The organism is Pseudoxanthomonas gei (genome assembly GCF_010119615.1).
Taxonomy (GTDB): Bacteria; Pseudomonadota; Gammaproteobacteria; order Xanthomonadales; family Xanthomonadaceae; genus Pseudoxanthomonas_A; species Pseudoxanthomonas_A gei.
Genome location: NZ_QOVG01000007.1, coordinates 135,796 through 161,004, shown reverse-complemented (window position 1 = coordinate 161,004; position 25,209 = coordinate 135,796). Strand labels below are relative to the sequence as shown.

General features: G+C 68.2%; 21 protein-coding genes, 1 tRNA gene and 1 riboswitch. Of the genes, 11 read left to right on the top strand and 11 right to left on the bottom strand.

Going from position 1 to position 25,209, the window contains the following annotated elements:
- Positions 1-68 precede the first annotated feature (68 nt).
- Positions 69-1,412 carry an APC family permease gene (locus tag DT603_RS11665; RefSeq protein WP_162350063.1) on the top strand — a complete coding sequence of 448 codons (1,344 nt, stop codon included), beginning with the start codon at positions 69-71 and terminating at the stop codon, positions 1,410-1,412.
- A 679-nt stretch (positions 1,413-2,091) separates the two neighbouring features.
- On the opposite strand, the gene purU is transcribed toward DT603_RS11665, so the two are convergent.
- The 6 genes from purU to DT603_RS11635 form a co-directional block, all read right to left on the bottom strand.
- The gene (gene purU / locus DT603_RS11660; protein WP_162350062.1) at positions 2,092-2,943 is read right to left on the bottom strand and encodes a formyltetrahydrofolate deformylase; all 852 of its coding nucleotides are present in this window, start codon (positions 2,941-2,943) and stop codon (positions 2,092-2,094) included.
- Positions 2,944-3,088: 145 nt separating this feature from the next.
- The gene (locus DT603_RS11655) at positions 3,089-4,357 is read right to left on the bottom strand and encodes a serine hydrolase domain-containing protein (RefSeq protein ID WP_211368410.1); all 1,269 of its coding nucleotides are present in this window, start codon (positions 4,355-4,357) and stop codon (positions 3,089-3,091) included.
- A 96-nt stretch (positions 4,358-4,453) separates the two neighbouring features.
- On the bottom strand, positions 4,454-6,004 hold the full coding sequence (locus tag DT603_RS11650) for a S1C family serine protease (protein ID WP_162350061.1): 1,551 nt from the start codon (positions 6,002-6,004) through the stop codon (positions 4,454-4,456).
- Positions 6,005-6,174: 170 nt separating this feature from the next.
- Positions 6,175-7,194 carry a ribonucleotide-diphosphate reductase subunit beta gene (locus DT603_RS11645; protein ID WP_162350060.1) on the bottom strand — a complete coding sequence of 340 codons (1,020 nt, stop codon included), beginning with the start codon at positions 7,192-7,194 and terminating at the stop codon, positions 6,175-6,177.
- An 11-nt stretch (positions 7,195-7,205) separates the two neighbouring features.
- Entirely contained in the window at positions 7,206-7,427 is a 222-nt protein-coding gene (locus DT603_RS11640) for a hypothetical protein (RefSeq protein WP_162350059.1), read from the bottom strand.
- A 19-nt stretch (positions 7,428-7,446) separates the two neighbouring features.
- Positions 7,447-9,795, bottom strand: a complete 2,349-nt coding sequence (locus tag DT603_RS11635; RefSeq protein WP_246191799.1) for a ribonucleoside-diphosphate reductase subunit alpha — start codon at positions 9,793-9,795, stop codon at positions 7,447-7,449.
- Positions 9,796-10,047: 252 nt separating this feature from the next.
- A riboswitch (cobalamin riboswitch) is annotated at positions 10,048-10,255 on the bottom strand.
- 222 nt (positions 10,256-10,477) lie between these two features.
- On the opposite strand from DT603_RS11635, the gene DT603_RS11630 reads away from it, so the two are divergent.
- Complete coding sequence (locus DT603_RS11630; RefSeq protein ID WP_162350057.1) at positions 10,478-11,914, top strand: RNB domain-containing ribonuclease; 1,437 nt, start codon at positions 10,478-10,480, stop codon at positions 11,912-11,914.
- A gap of 93 nt (positions 11,915-12,007) precedes the next feature.
- Here the strand turns inward: DT603_RS11630 and zapE are convergent, their stop codons facing one another.
- From zapE to DT603_RS11615, 3 genes are read right to left on the bottom strand one after another with little or no spacing between them, the layout of a single operon-like run.
- The gene (zapE, locus tag DT603_RS11625) at positions 12,008-13,108 is read right to left on the bottom strand and encodes a cell division protein ZapE (RefSeq protein WP_162350056.1); all 1,101 of its coding nucleotides are present in this window, start codon (positions 13,106-13,108) and stop codon (positions 12,008-12,010) included.
- A complete protein-coding gene (locus DT603_RS11620; protein WP_162350055.1) occupies positions 13,105-13,809 on the bottom strand; it encodes an alpha/beta hydrolase in 705 nt (234 codons plus the stop codon). Before DT603_RS11620 ends, zapE begins: the two co-directional genes overlap by 4 nt.
- Before the next feature lie 49 nt (positions 13,810-13,858).
- Positions 13,859-14,608, bottom strand: a complete 750-nt coding sequence (locus DT603_RS11615; protein WP_162350054.1) for a GntR family transcriptional regulator — start codon at positions 14,606-14,608, stop codon at positions 13,859-13,861.
- 136 nt (positions 14,609-14,744) lie between these two features.
- On the opposite strand from DT603_RS11615, the gene zwf reads away from it, so the two are divergent.
- The 4 genes from zwf (at position 14,745) to DT603_RS11595 (ending at position 19,520) form a co-directional block, all read left to right on the top strand.
- Positions 14,745-16,238 carry a glucose-6-phosphate dehydrogenase gene (gene zwf / locus DT603_RS11610; protein WP_170295412.1) on the top strand — a complete coding sequence of 498 codons (1,494 nt, stop codon included), beginning with the start codon at positions 14,745-14,747 and terminating at the stop codon, positions 16,236-16,238.
- 72 nt (positions 16,239-16,310) lie between these two features.
- A complete protein-coding gene (gene pgl, locus DT603_RS11605; RefSeq protein ID WP_162350052.1) occupies positions 16,311-17,033 on the top strand; it encodes a 6-phosphogluconolactonase in 723 nt (240 codons plus the stop codon).
- A gap of 146 nt (positions 17,034-17,179) precedes the next feature.
- The gene (locus tag DT603_RS11600) at positions 17,180-17,698 is read left to right on the top strand and encodes a c-type cytochrome (RefSeq protein WP_162350051.1); all 519 of its coding nucleotides are present in this window, start codon (positions 17,180-17,182) and stop codon (positions 17,696-17,698) included.
- Between the two features lie 100 nt (positions 17,699-17,798).
- The gene (locus tag DT603_RS11595; RefSeq protein ID WP_162350050.1) at positions 17,799-19,520 is read left to right on the top strand and encodes an ExeM/NucH family extracellular endonuclease; all 1,722 of its coding nucleotides are present in this window, start codon (positions 17,799-17,801) and stop codon (positions 19,518-19,520) included.
- A 102-nt stretch (positions 19,521-19,622) separates the two neighbouring features.
- On the opposite strand, the gene DT603_RS11590 is transcribed toward DT603_RS11595, so the two are convergent.
- Positions 19,623-19,699: transfer RNA gene (locus tag DT603_RS11590), tRNA-Arg, on the bottom strand.
- A 74-nt stretch (positions 19,700-19,773) separates the two neighbouring features.
- Between DT603_RS11590 and ubiA the strand changes: the two genes are divergently transcribed.
- Positions 19,774-20,667: a 4-hydroxybenzoate octaprenyltransferase gene (gene ubiA / locus DT603_RS11585; protein ID WP_162350049.1), complete on the top strand. Its 894-nt coding sequence runs from the start codon at positions 19,774-19,776 to the stop codon at positions 20,665-20,667.
- Positions 20,668-20,782: 115 nt separating this feature from the next.
- Entirely contained in the window at positions 20,783-21,220 is a 438-nt protein-coding gene (locus tag DT603_RS11580; protein WP_162350048.1) for a hypothetical protein, read from the top strand.
- A gap of 50 nt (positions 21,221-21,270) precedes the next feature.
- On the opposite strand, the gene DT603_RS11575 is transcribed toward DT603_RS11580, so the two are convergent.
- The gene (locus DT603_RS11575) at positions 21,271-21,975 is read right to left on the bottom strand and encodes a ComF family protein (protein WP_162350047.1); all 705 of its coding nucleotides are present in this window, start codon (positions 21,973-21,975) and stop codon (positions 21,271-21,273) included.
- Positions 21,976-22,036: 61 nt separating this feature from the next.
- Here DT603_RS11575 and bioB point away from each other — a divergent pair, with 61 nt between their 5' ends.
- From bioB to bioH, 3 genes are read left to right on the top strand one after another with little or no spacing between them, the layout of a single operon-like run.
- Positions 22,037-23,089, top strand: a complete 1,053-nt coding sequence (gene bioB, locus DT603_RS11570) for a biotin synthase BioB (protein WP_162350046.1) — start codon at positions 22,037-22,039, stop codon at positions 23,087-23,089.
- 45 nt (positions 23,090-23,134) lie between these two features.
- A complete protein-coding gene (bioF, locus tag DT603_RS11565; protein WP_162350045.1) occupies positions 23,135-24,334 on the top strand; it encodes an 8-amino-7-oxononanoate synthase in 1,200 nt (399 codons plus the stop codon).
- 10 nt (positions 24,335-24,344) lie between these two features.
- Positions 24,345-25,115 (top strand): pimeloyl-ACP methyl ester esterase BioH, encoded by a 771-nt coding sequence (gene bioH / locus DT603_RS11560; protein ID WP_162350112.1) that lies wholly within the window; start codon positions 24,345-24,347, stop codon positions 25,113-25,115.
- The last annotated feature ends 94 nt before the right edge of the window (positions 25,116-25,209 follow it).

Below are 25,209 nucleotides of genomic sequence, written 5' to 3'. Positions count from 1 at the left end.
TTCCATCCGGGCGCTCGCATTGTCCGCGATGGCGTGCGACGCTTCGGCGAATACTCCGGGAACACCCCATGGCAACGCAGACCGACCCTACCCCCAAGCCACTGGAAGGCGATGCGGCGCTGATCCGCGCGGTGGGCTCGTTCGCGCTGGCCGCGGCGGTGATGAACGTCATCGTCGGCGGTGGCATCTTCCGCATGCCGGCCGCGTTGTCGGGCCAGGTCGGCAGTGCCGCGCCACTGGCGCTGGTGGCCGGGGCGTTGGCCATCATCCCGGTGGCGCTGTGCTTTGCGGCGATCGGCAGCCGCGCCATCGCCACCGGCGGGCCGTACAGCTATCTGCGCGCCACCTTCGGCAATTTCGCCGGCTTCCTGGCCGGGGCGCTGATGTGGATCAGCAACGTGGCTTCCAGCGCCGGCGTGGCGGCGGCCTTTGCGGTGCAGATGGCCAACCTGGTGCCGTGGTTTTCCCAGCCCGGGCCGCGCGCCGGATTGCTCACGGCGCTGTACCTGCTGCTGTACGTGCTGAATGCCTTCGGTGTGAAGCTCGGCGCGCGCGCGATCACCCTGCTGGCGGGATTGAAGCTGACGCCGCTGTTCCTGCTGGTGGGCATCGGCCTGTTCTTCGTCGACTGGACGCTGGTGAGCTTCTCGCCCGGCGACGTGCCGTCATGGGCCGCGCTGGGCACCGGCATGGTGCTGGTGATGTTCGCCTACTCGGGCATGGAAACGGCGCTGGTGCCTTCCGGTGAAGTCCGCGACCCTTCGCGCAGCGTGCCCCGCGCGACCATGGTGGCGATCCTGCTGGTGGTGCTGCTGTACCTGGGCCTGCAGGTCGTAAGCCAGGGCTTGCTGGGTCCGGCGTTGGCCGGCAGCGGCGTGCCGCTGGCCGATACTGCGGGCGTGCTGTGGTCGGCGGGGCGCACGGTGCTGCTGGTGACCGCCTGCATTTCCATGGCCGGCTTCCTGCTTGGCAACCTGCTGGGTTCCTCGCGCCTGCTGTTCGCCTTGGGACGCGACGGTTACCTGCCGCATCACTACGCCCGGGTCAGCGCCCGCCATCGCGTGCCGCTGCTGGCCCTGGCCACGCATGCCGGCCTGGCCTGGCTGCTGGCCCTGGGCGGCACCTTCGACACGCTGGCGTTGATCTCGGGCGGTGCCGTGTGCCTGGTCTATGCCCTGGTCAGCGTCGCGGCCTGGCGCGCGCAGCGCCGCAACCTGCGCGAACGCGGTGATGCGCCGTTCGTGCTGTGGGGCGGCCCGCTGGTGCCGCTGATCGCGGCCGTCGCCATGGTGTTGATCGTGACCACGCTGACCGCCAAGGAATGGCTGGCGATCGGCGTGGCCCTGGGTGGGCTGGTGCTGGTCTATCTGGCCGTCACTGTCTTCAAGCGCACGGCCAGGCCAGCCTTGTAGCAACCAGGGTCGTAGCATCGGACCCGATTGGCAATCATGCGCCGCGTGCTTCGCGACTTGCGTCGCTCCTACGAAAGGGGCCGCGGATTCGTCCATGGGGCCGTGCTTGCGCGGTTGCCTTTCGACGCAGTTCAAGCAACGCCGGCGTGATCGCCTGGCAAGCGTTGTAGGAGCGACGCGAGTCGCGAAGCCAGGAAATCATGGGCCTCCTACCAACCGGCAATCACACGCTGCGTGCTTCGCGACTTGCGTCGCTCCTACAAAAGGCGGGGCCGCGGATTCGTCCATGGGGCCTTGCTTGCGCGGTTGCCTTTCGACGCAGTTCAAGCAACGCCGGCGTGATCGCCTGGCAAGCGTTGTAGGAGCGACGCGAGTCGCGAAGCCAGGAAATCATGGGCCTCCTACCAATCGGCAATCACACGCTGCGTGCTTCGCGACTTGCGTCGCTCCTACAAAAGGCGGGGCCGCGGATTCGTCCATGGGGCCGTGCTTGCGCGGTTGCCTTTCGACGCGCTTCAAGACGCGCCGGCATGGGCGACTGGCAAGGGTCGTAGGAGCGACGCGAGTCGCGAAGCCAGGAAATCATGGGCCTCCTACCAATCGGCAATCACACGCTGCGTGGTTCGCGATTTGCGTCGCTGCTACAAAAGCCAGGCCGCCTTCGCCCCCGGCGACGAGGTCAGCGGAACACCACCGTGCGGTGGCCGTTCAAGAGGATGCGGTGCTCCACGTGCCGCCGGACCGCGCGCGCCAGCACCTGCGATTCGGTGTCGCTGCCGACCCGCACCAGTTCCTTCGGGGTCATGGCGTGGTCCACGCGCGCCACGTCCTGCTCGATGATCGGGCCTTCGTCGAGGTCGCCGGTGACGTAGTGGGCGGTGGCGCCGATGATCTTGACCCCGCGCTGGTGGGCCTGGTGATAGGGCTTGGCGCCCTTGAAGCTGGGCAGGAAGCTGTGGTGGATGTTGATGGCCCGGCCAGCCAGCGTCTCGCACAGGGCCGGTGACAGGATCTGCATGTAACGCGCCAGCACCACCAGGTCGATGCGTTCGCTTTCCAGCAGCTCGCGGATCCGTTGTTCCTGGGCCGGCCTTGTCGTCGCAGTCACTGGCAGATGGTGGAAGGGCACGGCATAGGACGCGGCCAGCGCCGCGAAATCATCATGGTTGGAAACGATGCCGGCGATATCGACCGGCAGTTGCCCGCTGTGCGCGCGGAACAGCAGGTCGTTGAGGCAGTGGCCCTGGCGGCTGACCAGCACCAGCAGGCGCGCGCGCCGGCGCGCATCGTGGACCTGCCACTCCATGCGGAAAGTCTCGGCCAGCCCTGCCAGTCCTTCCTGCAGCAGGTCGGTCTCGCCCAGCGACGGCAATTCGAAGTGCACGCGCAGGAAAAAGCGCCGGGTTTCCTCGTCGCCGAATTGCTGGGCGTCCAGGATGTTGCAGCCCAGCTCGTACAGCAGCCCGGTCACCCGGTAGACGATGCCGGTGCGGTCGGGGCAGGACAGGGTGAGGATGTAGGCGGGGCGCATGCGGCGATACTAGCCGTTCCCCCGCGCCAATTAGCAGGGGCCGGGCTTGCCCGGTGCTGACAATGTGCGAGGGGCTTCAGCCCCGACGCTCTTGGCGAAGGGCCGTCGGGGCTGAAGCCCCTCCCACATGAGCAGGAGCGCGCGGTCAGAGGTCGTAGGACAGCAGGTCGTATCCCGTCGCTGCCCGCACGATACGCTGGTGGACGAAGGATCCGCTGCCGCCGTTGGTCAAGACCACGATGCCGCGCCGCCGTTGCGCATGGCCGACCGCGAAATTCTTGAAGATGTCGCCGTTGCTGCCCGAGTGGTAGAACACCGGCCCGTCCGCGGTCGCTTCCATGTTCCAGCCCAGGCCCTTCTCGGTCCAGCGCCCGGGCACCTTGATCTGCGGAGTGAGCATCGCCTGCCGCGTGGCTTCGGTGAGTTCCCAGGAAGCGCGCTGCCGGCGCGCCATCACCAGGGTCATGAAGGTCGCGTAATCCTGCACCGTGGTACGCAGGCTGGCCGCGGCGTTGGCGACGATGTCGCCCGGCCAGGTCACCAGTCCCGGCGGCGCCAGCGCCATCACTTCGGGCAACGCGCGCGCGGCATCTTCGTACTTCCATGCGGACAAGGGTTTGCCCCGGCGTTCCGCCACCTGTCCGGCGATGCTCCATTGCTCGCGGAACATCTGCGGCGGCATGCCGCTTTCCTGCTTGTCGTGGGCGCGATGTCCGTACACCGAACGCCCCGCCAGTTCCGCATTCCAGGTGTAGCTGCTGTCCTTCATCCCGGCCGGGCCGAAGAGATGCGCCTGCATCGCTTCGTCCAGGCTCTGGCCGGTGATCGTCTCCACCACCAGCTGCAACCAGAAAATGGCTTCGCCGGAATAATCGATGCGCGTGCCCGGCTGGACCATCGGCACCAGCTTCTCCGTCGCCGGCGACTTGCGCCAGTTGGGCAGGCCGGTGGAATGGCGCAACACGTCGCGCGCGGTGATCATCTCGATCCACGGATGATCGGCCAGGTAATCCGGGCGCCGGTAGCGCACCAGCGGAACATCGAGATCGATCGCTCCCTGGTCGACCAGTTGCAACACCAGGTAGGCGAACACCGGCTTGCTCAGCGACGCGTCCTCGAACACCGTGCGTGCGTCCACCGGCGTGCGGGTGAGCGCATGGGTCACGCCAAAGGGCCGGCTCCACACGACGTCACCGTCTTCAACCACGGCGATGCCCAGGCCGGGCACGGCGAAGGCTTCCATGAGCCGTGGCAGGCGCTCGAGGAATTCATCCGGAGGAATCCACGAAACCAGTCGGGTGCCGCAGGTGTCGGCCCATGCGGCAACCGGCGCCAGGCCGGACAAGCCCGCTACTGCGCCGGCAGCAAGAAAACGACGGCGTTCGGACGATGAAAGCGCGGGGCGGAAGGGCATCGCTGCATTGGATAGGTTTACGGCGCGGGCATCAAGTTTCGTGGGCCGATGCAAGAGGCGGATCGAACGGCCGCCCTCGTGTCGAGTCTGGCCGGCTCAGGGTGCAGCGGGCCACGGAAAGAGGCGCGCGTTGCCGCCATCGGCCTTGACCATGTCGGCCCAGCGATTGTCGATGGCTTCCTTCGAGGAATTGCAGAACTGCGCCGCCATCTGTGCACCGCCGAAGTGCTTGTAAGTGTTGCTGAAGCAGAAGGTCTCGCCGGCGAACACGCCGGAATTGTCGTGGCAGGTGACCGGCGGGAAGGCCGTCCACTTGGCGGGATGGGCCTGGATCACCGCGGCGATCAGGCGCGACACCGAGTCGCCCATCGCTGCCTGGCTGGCCTGGCTGGCGGGAACCTGCCAGACCGGCACGCGCAGCAGCAGCTGCTCCTTCGAGCGCGTCACGAACGCCGTGCAATAGCGGCCGGCGTCGGTAGTGGTCGCGGCAATCGCGGGAGCCGCAGGGAGCGCCGGAACAGGCAAGGCCGGGATCGTCGTCGCGGTTGGCGCGGGCACCATCCCGGGAATGGTCAGCGTGAGATCCTGCATCCGGCGTTGGCGCCAGACGCGCAGGGGCGCCTCGAAACCGGGACGCAAGCGGCCCACGATTGCAGTTACGTCCCCGTAAGCGTTGACCGCCTGGCCGGCGATTTCCACCAGTACGTCCATCGGCTTCAGACCCGCCTTCATCGCTGCGCTGCCGTCAGCGACTTCCACCACCCACGCACCTTGCGTGGAGGACAGGCCGAGGGCCTGGGCAAGTTCGGCATTGACGGCGCTTATCCGTACGCCGATGCCCTTTGCCGGCGAGGCGGCCTGGGGCGATGGAGCCGGTGCCGGCGTGGCCGGCGTCGCCGCAGCGGGGACAATCGCAGCCTCGCTCGGCGTCCATGCGACCTCGTCGAACTTCATGTTGAAGCCCTTGAAGTGCTTGCGGATCTGCTGCTGCTGGTACTCGGCTTCGGCCCGGGTGTCGTAGGGTGCGCAATCGCCGTTTTCCGGCAAACCGTGCGCGCGCACCTGCTGCTTGAACTGCAAGGTGTAGCGGGCGGCCATGTCGTAACCGGCCATCGGATCGCCACCAGGCAGGGTGCGCGCGAACACGGTCGTTGCCACGGTATGGCTGCGGCTGGGCAGTACGTCGGTGTCGACCTGGTAGCAGTAGAAGTAGCGGATCAGCTCCGCAGGCGCGGCGGCGGCCGCGGCCGGCGACCAGGCCGCGGGCTGCCACGCCACCTCACGCCAGTCGCCGATCTTGATGAAGTACAGGCGCTCGTTCCACGTCGCACGCTGTTCCTCGCGAAAGGCCGCCGCTTCCTCCCGGGTGGCCAGCACCACGCAGCTCTTGCTGCCCGTTCCCCCCAGGCTGGTCACGTGGGCCAGGAACTCGCCGGCCAGCTCCTGGCTGCGCTGGAAGCCGGCCGGGTCGCTGGACGCATGGGTCAGCGCGAACACCGGCGAGGCCCAGATCCTGGCCTGCGCGCTGCTGCTGTCGGTCACCGTGCAGAAGCCGAATCCCTGCGGCGCGGTGGTCGCGGTCTGTGCCTTCGCGCCCACGGAAATCAGACTGCCGGCGACCAGCGCCAGCCAGGCAAGACGGTGCATGGTGTTCCCCCTGTCGACGGCACCGGACCGGTGCCTGGCGTCGCCCCTGCCCCACCATAACGGACCGCTACATCCGCTGCCAATCGACCGGCAGTCGCGCCCGGCGCGACCTGCTTCCTTGCCTCCACCGTGATGGACCATGACTGCGCCCCAAGACCGGCGCAGGCAGATCAGAACGCGTGGTCGAAGCCGACCTCGCCCTGCACGCCGACCTGGTAGGCCGACACGCGACGCTCGAAGAAGTTGGTCAGTTCCTGCACGTCCTGCAGATCCATGAAGGGGAAGGGATTGCTGCTGCCGAAATGCTTCGGCATGCCCAGCTGGGCCATGCGCTGGTCGGCGCAGTATTCCAGGTACTGGCGCATGTCGCGGATCGACAGTCCGGCCACGCCGCCGCTCAGGGTGTCCTCGGCGAAGGCGACTTCACAGTCCACCGCCTCGGTCATCATCTGCACGACTTGGGCCTTGAGGTCATCGTCGAACAGGTCGGGCTCCTCCTCGCGCGCGGTGCGTATGACTTCGAAGGCGAAGGCCATGTGCGCGCTTTCGTCGCGGAACACCCAGTTGGTGCCGCTGGCCAGCCCGTGCAGCAGGCCGCGCGAACGCAGGTAGTACACGTAGGCGAACGCGCCGAAGAAGAACAGGCCCTCGATGCAGCCGGCGAAGCAGACCAGGTTGAGCAGGAACTGGCGACGCTGCTCGCGCGTCTCGATGCGCTGGATGCCCTGCAATGAATCGATCCACTTGAAACAGAACTCGGCCTTGCGCCTGATGGACGGGATGTTCTCCACCGCGGCGAAAGCCTTGGCGCGCTCGTTGGGGTCGGGCAGGTAGGTGTCCAGCAGGGTCAGGTAGAACTGCACGTGCAGCGCTTCCTCGTACAGCTGCCGCGACAGGTACATGCGCGCCTCGGGCGCATTGATGTGCTGGTACAGGTTCAGCACCAAGTTGTTGGAAACGATCGAATCGCCGGTGGCGAAGAACGCGATCAGGCGTTCGACCAGGTGCCGCTCGGCCGGGCCGAACTTGTTCTGCAGGTCGCTGGTGTCCAGCGCGAAATCCACTTCCTCCACCGTCCAGGTGTTGCGGATGGCGTCGCGGTACATCTCGTAGAACTGCGGGTAGCGCATCGGGCGCAGGGTCAGTTCGAAGCCGGGGTCGAGCAACAGTTGCCGGGGTGCGTGGGTCATGCAGGTTCCAGTTAGCGGACGTAATCGTCGGCGACGTGTCGGGAGATGTAGGTACTGAGTCCGCGGCCGGCCTGGGCCAGCCGCTTCATGGTTTCCACGTGGGCCTTGCCGGCGCTGGCATGGCTGTATTCGTAGAGGCGGTCGGAGCCGGCGAACTTCACCAGGATCGACCGGGCGGTGATGGCATAGGCCACCACGCCCGAATCGCCCGCCAGGTTTCCGTAGCGTTCCATCACCGCCTCCCGTTGCAGGTTATTGGCAGGCCTCGCAGCTCTCCGGATTCTCCAGCGAGCAGCTCACCGCTTCGACCGGCGTGTACGTCGGCGGCGCTTCGGCCGCCGCATTGCCCAGCGTGGTCTTGGCGATCCTGGTCGCCGGCCGCGAGCGCAGGTAATAGGTGGTCTTGATGCCCTGCTTCCAGGCGTACATGTACATGGACGACATGGCGCCGATGCTCGGGCTCTCCATGAAAAGGTTGAGCGAAGCGGACTGGTCGATGAAGGCGCCGCGGCCGGCGGCCATGTCGATCAGCGAACGCATCGGCACTTCCCAGGTGGTGCGGTAGATCTCGCGCAGGGCCTGCGGAATGCGGGCGATGTTCTGGATCGAACCCTCGGCCTGCTTGATCTCGTCGCGCACTTCCGGCGTCCACAGGCCCAGCTTCTTCAGTTCGACAACCAGGTAGCGGTTGACCTGCAGGAAGTCGCCCGACAGGGTCTCGCGCTTGAACAGGTTGCTGGTCTGCGGTTCCACGCATTCGTAGCAGCCGGCGATGGACGCGATGGTGGCGGTGGGGGCGATGGCGATCAGCAGCGAGTTGCGCAGGCCGCTTTCCTTGATGCGTTCGCGCAGGGTTTCCCAGCGATCGCCGTCGCCGGGCACCACGCCCCAGGCGTCGAACTGCAACTCGCCGCTGGCTGCGCGCGTATCGGCGAACGAAGGATGGCGGCCGCGTTCCTCGGCCAGCTCCACCGAGGTTTCCAGCGCGTGGTAGTAGATGGCCTCGGCGATCCTGGCCGACAGGGCGCGCGCACCTGCGCTGTCGAACGGCAGGCGCAGCTTGAAGAACACGTCCTGCAGTCCCATCACGCCCAGCCCGACCGGGCGCCAGCGCAGGTTGCCGCGGCGCGCGGTTTCGATCGGATAGAAATTCAGGTCGATCACCCGGTCCAGCTGGCGCACGGCCAGGCGCACGGTCTCGGCGAGCTTGTCGAAATCGAATGCCGGAGTTCTGTCGTCGAGGCTCTCCTCCAGGTGGTGGCTGAGGTTGATCGAACCCAGGTTGCACACCGCGGTCTCGCCATCGGAAGTGACTTCCAGGATCTCGGTGCACAGGTTGGAGAGGTGGATGACGTTGCCGGCCTTGGCGGTCTGGTTGCTGGCGCGGTTGCACTTGTCCTTGAAGGTCATCCAGCCGTTGCCGGTCTGGGCCAGGGTGCGCATCATCCGGCCGTACAGCTCCCTGGCCTTGATCGACTTCAGCGCCTTGCCCTGCAGTTCGGCCTGCGCGTAGGCGCGCTCGAAATCGGCGCCGAACAGGTCGGTGAATTCCGGCACCACGCGCGGATCGAACAACGACCAGTCGGCGTCGGCCTCCACGCGCTGCATGAAAAGATCGGGAATCCAGTTCGCCAGGTTGAGGTTGTGCGTGCGCCGTGCATCGTCGCCGGTGTTGTCGCGCAGCTCCAGGAATTCCTCCACGTCCGCGTGCCAGGGCTCCAGGTACACGCAGGCCGCGCCCTTGCGCTTGCCGCCCTGGTTGACCGCCGCCACCGAGGAATCCAGCGTCTTCAGCCACGGCACGATGCCGTTGGAATGGCCGTTGGTCGACCTGATCAGCGAGCCGCGCGAACGCACGCGGGTGAAGCTGACGCCGATGCCACCGCTGAATTTCGAGAGCTGGGCGATGTCGCCGTACTTCTGGTAGATCGACTCCAGCGAATCCAGGGGCGAGTCGAGCAGGAAGCAGCTCGACAACTGCTCATGGGTGGTGCCGGCATTGAACAGGGTCGGCGAGCTGGGCAGGTAGTCCAGGTTGCCCATGCGCCGGTACAGCGCCAGCGCTTCGGGCACGTCCTCGCTCAGCGCGCAGGCGATGCGCAGGAAGAACTGCTGCGGGGTTTCGATGACCTTGCGCGTATGCGGGTGGCGCAGCAGGTAGCGGTCGTACAGCGTGCGCAGGCCGAAGTAGTCGAAGCGCCGGTCCAGCGATCCATCCAGCGCATCGTTCAACTTGCGCGCGTTGGTCTGCACGAACTCGAGCAGGCGGTCGTTGATCAGGCCGACCTCGTGGCCACGCTGGATCGATTGCGAGAAGGCGTGGATTTCCTGGCCGGTGACTTCCTTGCCAATGGTGTCGGCCAGCAGGCGCGCGGCCAGGCGGCTGTATTCGGGTTCCTCGGCGGTCAGCAGCGCGGCGGTGCGGATGGAGAGTTCATCCAGCTCGCGCGTGGTGGCGCCGTCGTACAGGCCGGAGATGGTGCGCGTGGCCACGCGCATCGGGTCGATGGCGTGCAGGCCCTCGCAGTTGCGCTGCACCGCGCGCACGATCTTGTTGAGGTCGACCGGCTCCTGGCGGCCATTGCGCTTGGTCACGCTCATCGCGGTGGCGGTGGGCGGCGGGGTAAGCAGAAAAGAGGTGTCGTCAGTTGCCGCGGCGAGTGAATCGTCGTTGTGGGTCAAAGGGTGTCTCCCATCGTGATGCACGCAGCGGCCCGTCCCTCGCAGGCAGCGCAGGCCTCGTGCAATCGCAGGATGGGAAGACGGCGTCGCAGGCACCGCGACAATCGTCGCCATGCAGTGCGTCACCAGCCTTTCTCCCCCCGGAGATTCCGCGGCCGGCACCGCGCGGTGTGCTTCGCGCGGCTGTCGGCAGGTCTTCGGACTCGTGGACGCGAAAGGCCTGTGCCTTCCTCCTAGCCCGTCGCTTCCCAAGGTCGATGCCTCAGTGCCAATGACGGGTTCGTTTCCACATACCGCTGCGGGGCAGTGCCGGATTCGAACCGGCTTCCCTTTTCATCCGTTGATGCGAGCCAACAGAACCGACGACCACAACATAATGGGGTCGGCTGGATACGTCAACGCTACATATGGAAATAGCGCGGCTGTCCCAGATTCTGATTCCAAGGCCTGCGCCGGCCTTTCTGGTTTCACGCCAGCGTGCGCGCGGACCCTGGCCGTGGAACCGGAATGCGGCTCCAGTCTGCGGAGGTCTTGCCGGACCGCGACAGCGAAACCGGACCGCCCGACTAGAATCGAGGACAACCAGGAGCGGGACGCATCGATGACCACGACACGCCGGCTGCACCTGCCGACCCAGCAAGCGGCGCTGGCCAGCGGCATGGCCGGGCTGCAGCGTGAGCTCGGCCTGCCATCGGAGTTTCCGCCGGAAGTCGAGCAGGCGGCCGTTGTCGCTGCGGCCAACCCGCGCTGGCCGGACGAGGACCGCACCGGCATCGAGTTCGTCACCATCGATCCCCCCGATGCGATGGACCTGGACCAGGCCATGTTCGTCGAGCGCAGTGGCCAGGGTTATCGCGTGCACTACGCGATCGCCGATGTCGCCGCATTCGTCGCTGCTGGCGATGCGATCGACCTCGAAGCGCATCGCCGCGGCGAAACCCTGTATGGCGCCGACGCCAAGGTGCCGCTGCATCCCAGGATCCTGTCGGAGGACGCGGCCTCGCTGTTGCCGGACCAGGTGAGGCCGGCGCTGCTGTGGACCATCGAGCTGGACGCCAGCGGCGAGGGCGTCGCGGTCGACGTGCGCCGTGCGCGGATCAGGAGCCGGGCCAAGCTCGACTACGCCGGCGTGCAGCGGCAGATAGATGCCGGCACGGCCGGACCGATGTGGGCGGTGCTGCGCGAGATCGGCACGCTGCGCAAGCAGCGCGAACAACGTCGCGGCGGAGTCAGCCTGCCACTGCCGGAGCAGGAGGTCCGCGTGGAGGAAGGCCGCTGGACGCTGGAGTTCCGCGCGCGTCATCCGGTCGAGGACTGGAACGAGCAGATTTCCCTGCTCACCGGCATGGCCGCCGCACATCTCATGGTGGAGCACGGCGTCGGCCTGCTGCGCACCCTGCCCGACGCCGACCCGCGCGATCTGGCGCGGCTGCATCGCACGGCGCGAGCGCTGGGCGTCGACTGGCCGCAATCGCGCAACTACCCGGATTTCATCCGTTCGCTGGATCCGGCCAATCCGCGCGACGTGGCGATGATGACCGCATGCACCTCAGTGCTGCGCGGCGCCGGTTACGTGGCTTTCGACGGCGCGGTGCCGGAACACTCGCAGCATTCGGCGCTTGCCGCGCAATACACCCACGTCACCGCGCCGCTGCGGCGACTGGTCGATCGCTACACCGGCGAGACCTGCCTTGCCCTGTGCGGCGGCACGCCGGTGCCGCAATGGGTGCTGGACGCGCTGCCCGCATTGCCGGCGACCATGCAGGAATCCGCGCGCCGCGCCAGCCGCTATGAGAACGCGGTCCTCGATCTGGCCGAAGCAGCGGCGCTGGCTTCGCGGGTCGGCGAGGTCTTCGAAGGCGCGATCGTCGAGATCGACAGGAAAGAGCCTCGGCAGGGCGAGGTGATGCTGCGCGAGCCGGCGATCCTGGCGCGTGTCGATGCCACCCATGCGTTGCCGCTGGGCGAACAGGTCAGGGTGCGTCTGGTCGAAGCGGATCCGGCTACGCGCAGGATCCGGTTTGAACTCGCGGAGTGATTGCAGGCTCCCAAGGTTTTCCTTGCTAGGACCTGCAGCGAAGAAGAGGAACGCCGCGGGCAAGGCCCGCTCCTGCGTTCCGTCAGGGCACGCTCAGGCCTTGTGCTGCGAGGCCAGGTAGTCCGCGCTCTGCATCTCGATCAGGCGCGAGGAGGTGCGCTCGAAGGCGCCCTGCAGGCGCGCGCCGGAATACAGCGTGGTGGCTTCGTTGGCGGCGGTGCACACCAGGTTGACGTGGCGGTCGTACAGCTCGTCGACCAGGTTGACGAAACGCCGCGCGGCGTCCTCGTTGTTGCGGTCGAAAGCGGGAATTCCGCCCAGCAGCACGGTGTTGAACTCGCGCGCCACTTCGATGTAATCGCTGGTGCCGCGCGGACCCTCGCACAGGGCAGCGAAATCGAACCAGACGATGCTCTTGCCGCGCGCGCGCACCGGGATGCGGCGCGATTCGATCTCGATGTTGCCGCGTTTTTCCGCCAGGCCGCTGAGCTCATGCCAGCGTTCGCCCAGCCAGGCATCGGATTGGCCGTCCAGCGGCGTGCGATACACCGGCGAGCGGGTCAGCGCGCGCAGCCGGTAGTCTTCCTCGCCGCCGGCATGCAGCGGAACGCAATACTGCTGCAGCAGGGCGATGGCCGGTACGAAGCTCTCGCGCTGCAGGCCGTGCAGGTAGAGGTTTTCGGGTGCGGTGTTGGAGGTGGTCACCAGGGTCACGCCCTCTGCGAACATTTTTTCCAGCAGCCGCCCCAGCAGCATGGCATCGCCGATGTCGGTGACGAAGAATTCGTCCAGCACCAGCACGCGCAGCTCATCGCGCCAGTCCTCCACGATCCTGGCCAGCGGGTCGCTCTGGCCGGCGTGCTCGCGCAGGAGTTCGTGCACGCCGCGCATGAAGCGGTGGAAGTGGGTGCGGTACTTCTGCTGGATCGGCAGGCCGTCGTAGAACAGGTCGACCAGGAAGGTCTTGCCGCGTCCCACCCCGCCCCACAGATACAGGCCGCGCACCGGTCCGGGTTTCTTCCAGAAGGAAAGCCTTTCCCGCCAGCCCACGTCGCTGGCGTCCAGCAACGCCGCGTGGATGCGGTCCAGTTCGGCCAGCGCCGCATGCTGGGCCGGGTCGTCCTGCCACTCGCCGCGTTCCGCGCCCTGCGCATAGGCCTGCGAGGGCGTGGGCTGGCCTGCGGTGGCACTCACGCGAGCGGCAACCAGGGCCGGACGCCGTGCTGCAGCGCGCCGCGCAGGTCGATCAGCTTGCGATGGAAGAAATGGCTGGTGTCGGGCATGCGCACCAGTTCGGGTTTGCGCTTGAGCGTGTCGATCCAGGCATAGACGGCTTGCGGGTCGACGATCTCGTCGGTGTCGCCCTGGATCACCAGCCACGGGCAGGTAGGGGTGACGATGCTGTCGAAGTCCCAGCGGCCGGCCGGCGGCGCGATGGAAATCAGCGCATCCGGCTGCACGGTGTCGCTGGCCCGCAGCGACACGTAGGCGCCGAAACTGAAGCCGGCCAGCCACAGGTCGTCATCGGGCCGCTGCTGCCGTACCCAGGCGACCACTGCCAGCAGGTCGAGTTGTTCGCCATTGCCCTGGTCGAAGCTGCCTTCGGAGCCGCCGACTCCGCGGAAATTGAAGCGCACGGTATTGGCGCCCAGCTCGCGCAGGCTGCGCGCGGCCATGGTCACCACCTTGTTGTTGAGGCTGCCGCCTTCGGTGGACAGCGGGTGGCAGAGCACCACGGTCAGCGGTAAGGGCGCTACTTCGGCGTCGGGCCGGTCGACCGCCACTTCCAGGGCGCCGGCCGGGCCGGACAGGGTGAGGGTGGCCGAGGCGGTCGGGAAAGCGGCCGCGGCGGGTGCAGCCGGTGAAACCGGGGCGGGCGGAAGAGGGGAGGTCATGCCGGGATGATAACGCCGGCGCCCTGCACGCCCTGCGAGCGCCGCCGGCCTAGTCGCTGTGCAGTTCGGCCACGAAATCGTAGGCGTCGCCGCGATAGAACGAGCGGGTCGATTCCACCACCCGGCCGTCGCCGAGGAAGGCGCGCCGTTCGATCAGCAGCCCCGGGCTGCCGGCCGGCAGGTGCAGCAGCCGCGCGGTTTCCGCATCCAGGGCCACCGCGCGCAGGTGCTGCAGGGCGCGCACCGGGCGGTTGCCGTGGGGCTGCAGCGCCTCGTACAGGGAATCGACCACGCTGAGCGGATCCGGCAGCAGCGCATGCGGCACCAGGGTGCGCTCGACCGCCAGCGGCGAGTCGCCGCCATAGCGGACGCGGTGGATGCGGACCACGCCGCTGCCGGGGGACAGGTTCAGGGCCATGGCCTCGTCCGGGGTCACTTCGCCCACGCTGCGGTCGAAGAACTCCGAACGCGGATTGAGCCCGCGCTCGCGCAGGTCGTCGGTGAAGCTGGTCAGGCGCGAGAACGAGCGCTGGATGCGCTCGGCCACGAAACTGCCTGCGCCGTGGCGCTGGGTCAGCAGGCCCGCCTCGACCAGGCCGGACAGCGCGCGGCGTACCGTGACCCGGGACAGCGACAATTGCGTGCACAGGTCGCGCTCGCTGGGCAGGGCCTGGCCGGGCTGCAGCACCCCGCTTTCGATCAGGTTCTGCACCGCCTTGCGCAGGCGCACATAGGCCAGAGTGCGGGTGGTGTCGACGGCACCCAGGCGCTGGTATTCAAGGGAGAGTGGAGAGGTCATGTCGGGAAAGTACCAATGAAATACCACTTACGCAAGCACGGCCGACAATTGCCGCCAGCCATAGCGGTTGATGGCGAGCATGGTATTTCGGTGGTATTTTCCCTGTTCCGACCACTGCGCCTGCAAGAGACCTGACGTGACTGCCAAGACTGTCCCCGTCGAGACCTTTGACCTCGTTATTTTTGGCGGCACCGGTGACCTAGCGCTGCGCAAACTGCTGCCGGGTCTGTTCCGCCGCTATGCCGACGGCCAGATTCCCGAGGACAGCCGGGTGGTGGGCGTGGCTCGCGACACCCTGTCCGACGCCGAGTACCGGGCCCGGGTGAGTGAAGCGCTGGCTGCCGTCATCGGCAACGAGCCGGTGCTGCAGGCCAAGCTGGCCCCATTCCTGGCCCGGCTGGGCTACCACGCGCTCGACGCCACCAAGGACGAGGGCTGGCAGGGTTTCGCCGATGAGCTGCTGGCCCATGGCGACCGCATCCGCGTGTTCTATCTGTCCACCAGCCCCGGCCTGTTCGTGGACATCTGCAACCGGCTCAGGGCCCATGGCCTCAACGGCGGCAAGTCCCGCGTGGTGATCGAGAAACCGATCGGCAAGGATTCGGCCAGCGCCGCGGTGATCAACGATGCGGTCGGCAGCGCGTTCTCCGAAAGCCAGATCTTCCGCATCGACCATTACCTGGGCAAGGAAACGGTGCAGAACCTGATGGCGCTGCGCTTCGCCAACATCCTGTTCGAGCCGCTGTGGAATTCCAACTACGTCGACCACGTGCAGATCACCGTGGCCGAAACCGTGGGCCTGGAGAAGCGCGCCGGCTACTACGACACCTCCGGCGCCTTGCGCGACATGGTCCAGAACCACCTGCTGCAGTTGCTGTGCATGGTTTCGATGGAGTCGCCGGCGGCCATGCGCGCCGACGCGGTGCGCGATGAAAAGTTGAAGGTGCTGCGCTCGCTGCGCCCGATCACCGCCGAAGACGCCGCCGCACTGACCGTGCGCGGCCAGTACCGCGCCGGGGCCAGCAATGGCGGCGCGGTGCCCGGTTACGTGGACGAGCTGGCCGCGCTGGAGGCGGGCCGCACCGACTCGCGCACCGAGACTTTCGTGGCCCTGAAGGCCGAGGTCGACAACTGGCGCTGGGCCGGGGTGCCGTTCTACCTGCGCACCGGCAAGCGCCTGGCCGAGCGCGTGTCGGAGATCGTGATTGCCTTCAAGCCTGTGCCGCATTCGATCTTCGAACAGACCGCCGGCCCGGTCATGGCCAACAAGCTGGTGCTGCGCCTGCAGCCCGACGAAGGCGTGAAGCTGTGGCTGATGATCAAGGACCCCGGACCCGGTGGCCTGCGCCTGCAGCACGTGCCGCTGGACATGAGCTTCGCCGAGGCCTTCGGCGTGCACCAGCCCGAGGCCTACGAGCGCCTGCTGATGGACGTGGTCCGTGGCAATCCGACCCTGTTCATGCGCCGCGATGAAGTGGAAGCGGCGTGGAAGTGGATCGATCCGATCCTGGCGGCCTGGGAAACCATGCGCGATTCGCCGCGGCCCTACACCGCCGGCTCCTGGGGCCCAGGCGCCGCGGTGGCCCTGATTGAACGCGACGGCCGCACCTGGCACGAGGACGCGGCCTAGCGCGTCCACCGTTTCCATGTTCCGGAGCCGGCCTGCAATGCCCGCTCCTCCATCCCGTTCGGGGCAACCTAAATGACAGCATCCGAATCCTCCTCCCCCGTCGCCCTGCACGACTTCGCCGATCGCCTGGCGCTGGCCGGGGCCTTGGCCGCTGCGGTCGCCGCCGACCTTCGCGGCGCGCTGCTGGAACGCGACTTCGCCAGTGTCGCCCTGTCCGGTGGCACCACCCCGCGGGCGTTCCTGGAAGCGCTGGGGGTGCAGCCGCTGGACTGGTCGCGCGTGGTGGTGACCCTGGTCGACGAGCGCTGGGTGCCCGAATCCAGTCCGCGTTCCAATGCCGCCCTGTTGAAAGCGCACCTGCTGGACGGACCGGCCGCGCTGGCCCGGTTCGTGCCGCTGTACCGCCCCGCCGCCGGGCCCGAGGAAGCCTTGCCCGAGATCGAGCGCGCCCTGCAGGGCCTGCCCCTGCCGTTCGACGCGCTGGTCCTGGGCATGGGCGAGGACGGCCACACGGCCTCGTTCTTTGCCGGCGGCGACCGCCTGGCCGAAGCCCTGGACCCGGCCGGGACGCAGCTGGTGCTGCCGATGCGCGCCGCCGGTGCCGGCGAACCGCGCCTGACCCTGACCCTGCCGCCGATCCTGGCCGCCCGCCACCTGTACCTGCACATCGAAGGGGCGGCCAAGCGTGAAGTGCTGCGCCAGGCGCTGTCGGGCGAGGCCGCGGGCCTGGCCTATCCGGTTCATTCGGTGCTGGCGCGAACCGGCTCGCCGCTGCGCATTTACTGGACGGCTTGAGGCATCCACGCCCGCCCTGCTTATAATGGTGGCCTTGTCTGCGGCGCATGCGCCCGGATCCGTCCCTCGACACCGCATGCGGCAGCGCCGGGATCCCTGTTCTTCGTAGCCAAGCACGGCCCCGGCCGTGCTGCCAAAGGTGGAATGTGCGTAACTACGACCTTGAATTCCTGAAACATTTCTCCATGGTCATCGGCTTCCTGATGCTGGTGACCCTGGGCCTGATCGCCGGTGCCTTCTACCTGCACGGCACCATTCCGCCGGAAGTCTCGCCGGTTGCCGCGCGCAAGACCGAGGCGCGCATCGCGCCTACCGGCGCCGTCTACGCCGGCGCCACCGGGGCGGCGGCACAGGCCTCGGCCAAGGCCAGCGCACTGGCGGCCGCATCGGCGCAGGTCGCCTACGGCGGCACCACCGATGGCGCGGTGATCTACCAGAACCTGTGTGGCGCCTGCCACACCAATGGCGTCGGCAAGGCGCCGATGCTGACCGCCGCCGGCTTCGGCGCGCGCGCGGCCAAGGGCAAGGACACCCTGTACAAGCACGCCATCGAGGGCTTCGCCGGCCCGGACGGCGGCATCATGCCGGCCAAGGGCGGCAACCCGGCGCTGACCGACGAACAGATCCACGCCACCGTTGACTGGATGCTCGCCAACGTGAAGTAAGCTTCGGCCTCGCCGAAGCGCGCGACGCCGCCTCCGGGCGGCGTTTTTCATTGCAGCCCGATGCGTTCCGCGCGGATCGCTGCCTATCCTGGAGTCGTGCATGCCCGTATCCCGTTTCCACGTTTCGGTCGTGCTGGGGCTGCTCTGCGCCTGTGGCGCTGCTTCCACCCACGCGGCGGTCAAGCGCAGCGTGATTCCGATCGGGCGCGCGCAGGGACGTGGCGACCGCAGTCCGCTGGAAGGCCAGCAGGCGATCGTGCAGGGCGTGGTGACCGGCCAGTTCATCGAGGGCCTGGGCGGGTTCTTCCTGCAGGATGGCGGCGATGGCGATGCCGGGACCTCCGACGCGCTGTTCGTGATACCGGCCAGGACGCTGAAGACCAGGCTCCGGGCCGGCGACGCGGTGCGCGTGCAGGGGCGCGTGTTCGAAGATGCCGGCGACGGCAAGGCCGGCACCCTGACCACCCTGCAGGCGGACCGCATCGACAAGGTGGCGCTGCCCGCGCCCCTGCCCACCGTGCTGACCGGACCGCCGGAACGCTGGGAAATATTCGAAGGCATGCGGGTGGTGATCGATGCGCCGCTGAGCCTCAATGGCAGCGACACGCGCTATGCCGAAACCAGCGCCAGCTTCGGCGGGCGCCTGTGGACCCCGAGCGAAATCGCCGTGCCGGGCAGTGACCGCCTGCGCGAGGTCGAGACCTTCAACGCGCGCCGCCGGCTGTTGCTGGATGACGCCAGCAACCGTCGCGATCCGCCCGCGTTCTCCTATCTGCCCGCCGGCGTGCCGCGCAGCGGCAGCAGCGCCAGTGGCGCCCAGGGCATCGTCGACCAGCGCCACGGCAGCTATCGCCTGCAGCTGACCGCGCCGCTTGAACTGAAGCCCGCCACGCGTCCGGCCGCGCCGAAAGTCGCCGGCAAGCTGCGGGTGGCGGTCTTCAACATGGAGAACCTGTTCAATGGCGACGGCAGGGGCGGTGGCTTCCCCAACCTGCGTGGCGCCCGCACGCCGGCGCAACTGAAGGCGCAGACCGACAAACTGGTGGCCACGCTGAAGGCACTCAATGCCGACGTGGCCGCGCTGATGGAGCTGGAAAACGACGGCTACGGCCCGCAGTCCAGCCTGGCCCAGTTCGTGGACGCGCTGAACGCCGACGGCGGTGACTGGCGCTTCATCGATGCACGGCAAGGTCCGGGCAGCGACGAGATCCGGGTCGGCCTGGTCTATCGCGCCGGCCGGGTCATGCCGGTAGGGCAGCCGGCGGTGCTGGAGGGCGGGCCGTTCGGCGCGCGCAGCCGGGTGCCGCTGGCGCAGGCCTTCCGTCGGGGCAAGGGCGGCCCGGTGTTCGTGGTGGTGGCCAACCACTTCAAGTCGAAGGGATGTTCCGAAGCGACCGGCGCCGATGCCGACCAACGCGACGGGCAGGGCTGCTGGAATGCCTTGCGGGTGGACTCGGCCCGGCGCCTGGATGCATGGCTGAAGACCGACCCCACCGGCCAGCGCAGCGACAAGACCCTGGTGGTGGGCGACTACAACGCCTACGCCATGGAAGACCCGGTTCGGACCTTGCGCGAGCGTGGCTGGAAGGATGCCTTCGCCGTGGCCAAGGTCGCCCAGCCGTACAGCTATCTCTATGGCGGCATGCTCGGCCGCCTGGACCATGCGCTGCTCAGCCCGGCACTGGCCCGGCGCTTGCGCGGCGCGGCCGAATGGCACAGCAACGCCGACGAGCCCGAAAGCGAAGGCTACGCCGGCAGCGACGGCGCCGGTCCGTGGCGCAGCTCGGACCATGACCCGATGCTGCTGGGTTTCGACCTGTAACGGTGTGGCTGGCCCGCAGGCTGGCCACCGCGCAAGCGGAAACAACAACGGCGCCCAGGGGCGCCGTTGTCATGTGTGCGAAATCATGTAGCCGAAGTCTTGTGGTGCGCCCGGAGGGATTCGAACCCCCGACCAATGGCTTCGGAAGCCACTACTCTATCCGGCTGAGCTACGGGCGCACGGGACGCGCATTCTACCGGCAAACCGCGCCATCGTCTTTTTAACGCGGCAAGTGGCCTGCTAGGCTGGCGGCATGGGTTACGAACGCTTTCAATCAGCGCCGCACTGGCGCGAACGGCTGGGTCAATACTGGAAACTGGTGCGTGGCGACCGCCCGATCGGCGTGCTGCTGCTGTTGTGGCCGACCTGGTGGGCACTGTGGATCGCCAGCCAGGGCATCCCGCCATGGGGGACGCTGTTCGTCTTCACCGCCGGCGTGTGGCTGACCCGTTCGGCCGGCTGCGTGATCAACGACTACGCCGATCGCTGGCTGGACCCGCAGGTGGAGCGCACGCGTGGACGGCCGTTGGCGACGGGTGCGGTGTCGGGACGCGAGGCCCTGCTGGTGTTCGCGGTGCTGATGCTCGCCGCCTTCGCGCTGGTGCTGACCCTGAACCGGCTGACCGTGTACCTGAGCATCGTCGGCCTGTTCCTGGCCGCCAGCTATCCCTACCTCAAGCGCTACACCTACCTGCCGCAGGTCTACCTGGGCCTGGCCTTCGGCTGGGGCATTCCGATGGCCTTCGCGGCGGTGCAGGGCAGCGTGCCGCCGGTGGCGTGGGTCCTCTATGCGGCCAATATCCTGTGGGCGACCGCCTACGACACCTGGTATGCCATGGTCGACCGCGACGATGACATCCGCGCCGGCTCCAAGTCCACGGCCATCCTGTTCGGCGACCTGGACCTGGTCGCCCAGGGCGTGCTGTACGCGCTGGTGTTCGCGGCGTTGTGGATGGTGGGCCGGCAGGCGCAGCTGGGCCTGTACTACTGGGGCGCACTGGGCGTGGCGATGGTGCTGGTGGCCTGGGAATTCCACGTCGCCCGCCATCGCGAACGCGATGCCTGCCTGCGCGCGTTCCTGCACAACAACTGGATGGGCGCGGTGGTGTTCGCCGGCATCGCACTCCACTTTGCGTTGAGGGGCTGATGCGCGGCCGGCCTCGGTGCACGGTCGCCGCACGCGCCGCGGCCGGGCCGGGTGCAGCGCGCGTTCAAACCCCGGCAACTATGGTGGATCGGCTTTCCTTGCGCGCGGGCGTCCGATGAAACGAATGGTTGTGGCATTCAGCGGCCTGCTCTGCGCAGGCTCGGCAATCGCGCAGACGGCCGAGGCGCTGGACCTGCGCATCCCGGAACCTGCCTTCTACGCGGCCGAGCCGGCTTTGGCGGATCCGCCCGGCACCTACTACGGCGACACCAGCGGCACGCCTGCCCGCCGCGACGATGGTCATGAGCGGGGCGCCGACGACGGCAGGGCCAGGGTCTGGGGCAGCGTCGCCACCGGCATCGGCCACAGCAAGGGGTATGGCACCTCGCATTACAACGCCGCCGAGGTCAACGTCAGCAAGCCCTTAGGCGACGGCGATAAGCCCCGGAACCTCAACCTGCAGATCCGCGTCGAGCAGGGCGATGGTCCCGGTTTCGATGACCGCACACTGGATCCGCGGTATCGATCGGATCCGTATTTCCCGCCGCGTTAGCAGCGCGGGAAGCCGTTTTTCCCTTGTTCCACGGCACCTGCACCGCCCACTTACGGCACGCGTGCGCACACCCAGGCATCCACACGCGCCACCCCGGCCCGCCGCAGCGTGCTGGCCGCGGCCTGCAGGGTGGCGCCGGTGGTCATCACGTCATCGACCAGGGCCACGTGCGCCGGTAACTCCGCATTGGTGCCGACGGCGAAAGCACGCCGCAGGTTGCGCTGGCGCGCGCCGGCATCGAGTTCCGATTGCGCTGCGGTGGCCCGCGCCCGCACCAGCAGGTCGGGCAACAGGGGAAGCTGCAGCGTGCGGGCCAGCGGCCTGGCCAGTTCCAGGGCCTGGTCGTAGCCCCGCCGGCGCAGGCGCGAGGCGTGCAGGGGCACCGGCACCACCGCGGTCGGCAGGGTGACGGCGGCCAGGCCTGTGGCCATCAGCTCCGACAGCAGGCGTCCGGCGGCCAGGTCATGGTGGAACTTCAGGCGCGGCACCAACCGGTCGAGCGGAAACCCGTAGACGAAGACCGCATGGGTTTCGGTCATCGCCGGCGGCTTCTGCAGGCAGGCCCCGCAGGTTCCCGGAACCGGCAATGGCAGCGCGCAGCGCAGGCAGGCACTGTGGTTCCACGGCAAGGCAGCGACGCAGGCCGCGCACAGGTCGCGTCGATCAAGGCCGGGCTCGCCGCACAACAGGCAGCGCGGCGCAAACACCACGCGGGCGGCCTTGCGCAGCCACCCGTCAACTTGCAACGCATCCATGCGGTTGACAGCCTCGCTTCCGGTTTCCAGACTGCCCGGACTTTAACGCCGCGAGCCCCCGATGTCCGTATCCGCCACCCCTGCTGCCACCGTGTCTGTACCCGGCGCGCTTCGCCATGACTGGCAACAGGTTGAACTGCTGGCCCTGTTCGAGCTGCCGTTTCCGGAGCTGCTGCATCGCGCCGCCAGCGTGCACCGCCAGCACTTCGACCCGGCCGAAGTCCAGGTTTCCACCTTGTTGTCGGTCAAGACCGGCGGCTGCCCGGAAGACTGCGCCTATTGCCCGCAGGCCCAGCGCTACCACACCGGCGTGGACGCACAGAAGCTGATGAGCACCGAAGCGGTGCTGGAGAAGGCCCGCCAGGCCAAGGCCGCCGGCGCCTCGCGCTTCTGCATGGGCGCGGCCTGGCGTTCGCCCAAGGACCGCGACATCCCCAAGGTCGCGGCCATGATTCGCGAAGTAAAGGCGCTGGGGCTGGAAACCTGCGCCACCCTGGGCATGCTCAGCGCGCCGCAGGCCGATGCGCTGAAATCGGCGGGGCTGGATTACTACAACCACAACCTGGACACCGCGCCGGACTACTACGGCGAGATCATCCACACCCGCGACTACCAGGACCGCCTGGACACCCTGGGCCACGTGCGCGACGCCGGCATGAAGACCTGCTGCGGCGGCATCGTCGGCATGGGCGAATCGCGGGCCCAGCGCGCCGGCCTGCTGCTGGCGCTGGCCAACCTGCCCGCGCATCCGGATTCGGTGCCGATCAACCGCCTGGTGCAGGTCGAAGGCACGCCGCTGCATGGGACCGCCGAGCTGGACCCGTTCGAGTTCGTGCGCACGATTGCCATTGCCCGCCTCACCATGCCGCGCTCGATGGTCAGGCTGTCGGCCGGCCGCGAATCGATGAGCGACGAGCTGCAGGCGCTGTGTTTCGCCGCCGGCGCCAACTCGATCTTCCATGGAGAGAAGCTGCTGACTACCGGCAATCCGGACGTCGAACGCGACCAGGCCCTGTTCGCGCGGCTGGGCCTGCGGCCCATGGCCGTGCAGGTGGAAAGCGGCACGGTGCATGCCGATATCGTGGAAACTGCGGCCTGCGAACGCGCCGCCTGAGCCTGCGCGCCGCAGTTCCCATCGACCACGGAAGACCACGCCGCCATGCCACGTCCCGACCTGCACGACCGCGTCCATGCCCTGCGCAAGCTGCGCATTGCCCAGGGGCGCGTACGCGTGCGTCGCACCATCACCCGCCGCGATGGCGTGCGGGTGGAAGTGGAAGGACGCTGGCTGACCGAGTTCTGCAGCAACGACTACCTGGGGTTGTCGCAGCAGTTCGAAGTGGTCAGCGCCTTGCAGGATGCGGCCTCGCGCGATGGCGCCGGCGCCGGCGCCTCGCACCTGGTCAGCGGCCACCATGCCGCGCATGAGGCACTGGAGCGGGAAATCGCCGAGTGGCTGGGCTATCCGCGCGCGCTGTTGTTCGGCAGCGGCTTCCTCGCCAACCTGGCCGTGCAGCAGGCGCTGCTGCAGGAAGACGGCGATGTCTGCGTGCAGGACCGCCTCAACCACGCCAGCCTGCTGGATGCCTCCCTGATGGCCGGCTGCAAGCTGCGCCGCTACCCGCATGGCGATGCCGAAGGCGCGCTGCGCCAGCTCAAGAACGCCCCCGAGGGTGCCGCCATGCTGGCCACCGACGGCGTCTTCAGCATGGATGGCGATGTCGCCCCGTTGCGCGCACTGAGCCTGGTCGCCCGCATGCAGCAGGCGCTGCTGTACGTGGACGACGCCCATGGCGTGGGCGTGCGCGGGCCCGAAGGCCGCGGCAGCGTGGCCGAAGCCAACCTCGGCGTGGCCGAAGTGCCGCTGCAGCTGGTCACCCTGGGCAAGGCGCTGGGTGGCTATGGCGCGGTGGTGGTCGGCGACGAGGCGCTGATCCAGCACCTGTCCGAAACCGCACGTCCCTACATCTACACCACCGCCCTGCCGCCGGCGCAGGCCGCCGCGGCACTGGTCGCGGCCCGGCACGCGCGTCGCGACCAGTGGCGCCGCGAGAAACTGCTGGGCCTGATCGCGCGCTTCCGCAATGGCGTGCAGCGCCACGGCCTGGCCGCGATCGAATCCGATTCGCCCATCCAGCCCATCCTGTGCGGCGACGATGCCAGCGCGGTGGCCATGGCCGCGGCGATGGAGAGCGCCGGTTACCTGGTGCCTGCCATCCGCCCGCCCTCGGTGCCCGAAGGCAAGGCCCGCCTGCGGGTGACGCTGTCGGCCTTGCACCTGGCCGCCGAAGTGGACGCGCTGGTCGAGGCGCTGGCGCGCTCGCGCGATGCCATGCAGCGCGTACGCGGCGCGGCCTGAGCCGGTGAGCCTGCACATCGAGGTCGTGGGCGACGGCCCACCGCTGGTCCTGGTGCACGGGTGGGGCCTGCACGGCGGGGTGTTCGCACCGCTGGTCGATCGCCTGTCCGGCGCGCATGAATTGCACCTGGTCGATCTTCCCGGCCATGGCCACAGCCGCGACAGCGCGCTGCCGCTGACCCTGGAGGCCTGCGTTCCCGAAATCCTGGCGCGGACGCCCGCGGCGGCGTGGCTGGGCTGGTCGCTGGGCGGGCTGTTCGCGCTGCACGCCGCCGCCGTCTCCCCCCGGGTCCGTGCCCTGGCACTGATTGCCGCTACCCCGCGCTTCGTGCGCGCGCCGGCCTGGCCACATGCGGTGGAAGCGTCCGTGTTCGCCCAGTTCGGGCGTGACCTGCAGCAGGACTATCGCGGCACGCTGGAGCGCTTCCTGGCGCTGGACACGATGGGTTCCGACCATGCCCGGGCCGAGCTGCGGACCCTGAAGGAAACCCTTCACGCGCGTGGCGAACCTTCGCCGCAGGCCTTGCAGCAGGGGCTGTCGCTGCTGGAGCAGAGCGACTTGCGTGCAGTGTTGCCGGAGCTGGCTGTTCCCAGCCTGTGGATCTCCGGCCATCGTGATCGCCTGGTTCCGGCAGCGGCGCTGCGCGATGCGGCGGGCATGACCGCGCACGGCCGCCATCTGGACATTGCCGGCGGTGGGCATGCGCCCTTCCTGGGCCACGCCGACCAGGTCGCCGAGGCAGTGCGCGACTTCCTTGCCGAAGCGGTGGCAGTGACGTAGGTCGCGAACCGCAAAGAACGGCCAACCGGCAACCTTCCATCGTGATCGAGTCGCGACTCGTCTCGCTCCTGAGCCCCCAGCAACATCTATCGCC

Coding starts and splice junctions, on each gene's coding strand:
- DT603_RS11640 (WP_162350059.1), bottom strand. CDS start 7,427: ATGGAACGCTACGGAAACCTGGCGGGCGATTCGGGCGTGGTGGCCTAT.
- DT603_RS11635 (WP_246191799.1), bottom strand. CDS start 9,795: ATGAGCGTGACCAAGCGCAATGGCCGCCAGGAGCCGGTCGACCTCAAC.
- purU (WP_162350062.1), bottom strand. CDS start 2,943: ATGCGCCCCGCCTACATCCTCACCCTGTCCTGCCCCGACCGCACCGGC.
- bioB (WP_162350046.1), top strand. CDS start 22,037: ATGTCCGTATCCGCCACCCCTGCTGCCACCGTGTCTGTACCCGGCGCG.
- DT603_RS11630 (WP_162350057.1), top strand. CDS start 10,478: ATGACCACGACACGCCGGCTGCACCTGCCGACCCAGCAAGCGGCGCTG.
- DT603_RS11665 (WP_162350063.1), top strand. CDS start 69: ATGGCAACGCAGACCGACCCTACCCCCAAGCCACTGGAAGGCGATGCG.
- pgl (WP_162350052.1), top strand. CDS start 16,311: ATGACAGCATCCGAATCCTCCTCCCCCGTCGCCCTGCACGACTTCGCC.
- DT603_RS11650 (WP_162350061.1), bottom strand. CDS start 6,004: ATGCACCGTCTTGCCTGGCTGGCGCTGGTCGCCGGCAGTCTGATTTCC.
- DT603_RS11575 (WP_162350047.1), bottom strand. CDS start 21,975: ATGGATGCGTTGCAAGTTGACGGGTGGCTGCGCAAGGCCGCCCGCGTG.
- ubiA (WP_162350049.1), top strand. CDS start 19,774: ATGGGTTACGAACGCTTTCAATCAGCGCCGCACTGGCGCGAACGGCTG.
- DT603_RS11645 (WP_162350060.1), bottom strand. CDS start 7,194: ATGACCCACGCACCCCGGCAACTGTTGCTCGACCCCGGCTTCGAACTG.
- DT603_RS11655 (WP_211368410.1), bottom strand. CDS start 4,357: ATGCCCTTCCGCCCCGCGCTTTCATCGTCCGAACGCCGTCGTTTTCTT.
- DT603_RS11595 (WP_162350050.1), top strand. CDS start 17,799: ATGCCCGTATCCCGTTTCCACGTTTCGGTCGTGCTGGGGCTGCTCTGC.
- DT603_RS11615 (WP_162350054.1), bottom strand. CDS start 14,608: ATGACCTCTCCACTCTCCCTTGAATACCAGCGCCTGGGTGCCGTCGAC.
- DT603_RS11620 (WP_162350055.1), bottom strand. CDS start 13,809: ATGACCTCCCCTCTTCCGCCCGCCCCGGTTTCACCGGCTGCACCCGCC.
- bioF (WP_162350045.1), top strand. CDS start 23,135: ATGCCACGTCCCGACCTGCACGACCGCGTCCATGCCCTGCGCAAGCTG.
- DT603_RS11580 (WP_162350048.1), top strand. CDS start 20,783: ATGAAACGAATGGTTGTGGCATTCAGCGGCCTGCTCTGCGCAGGCTCG.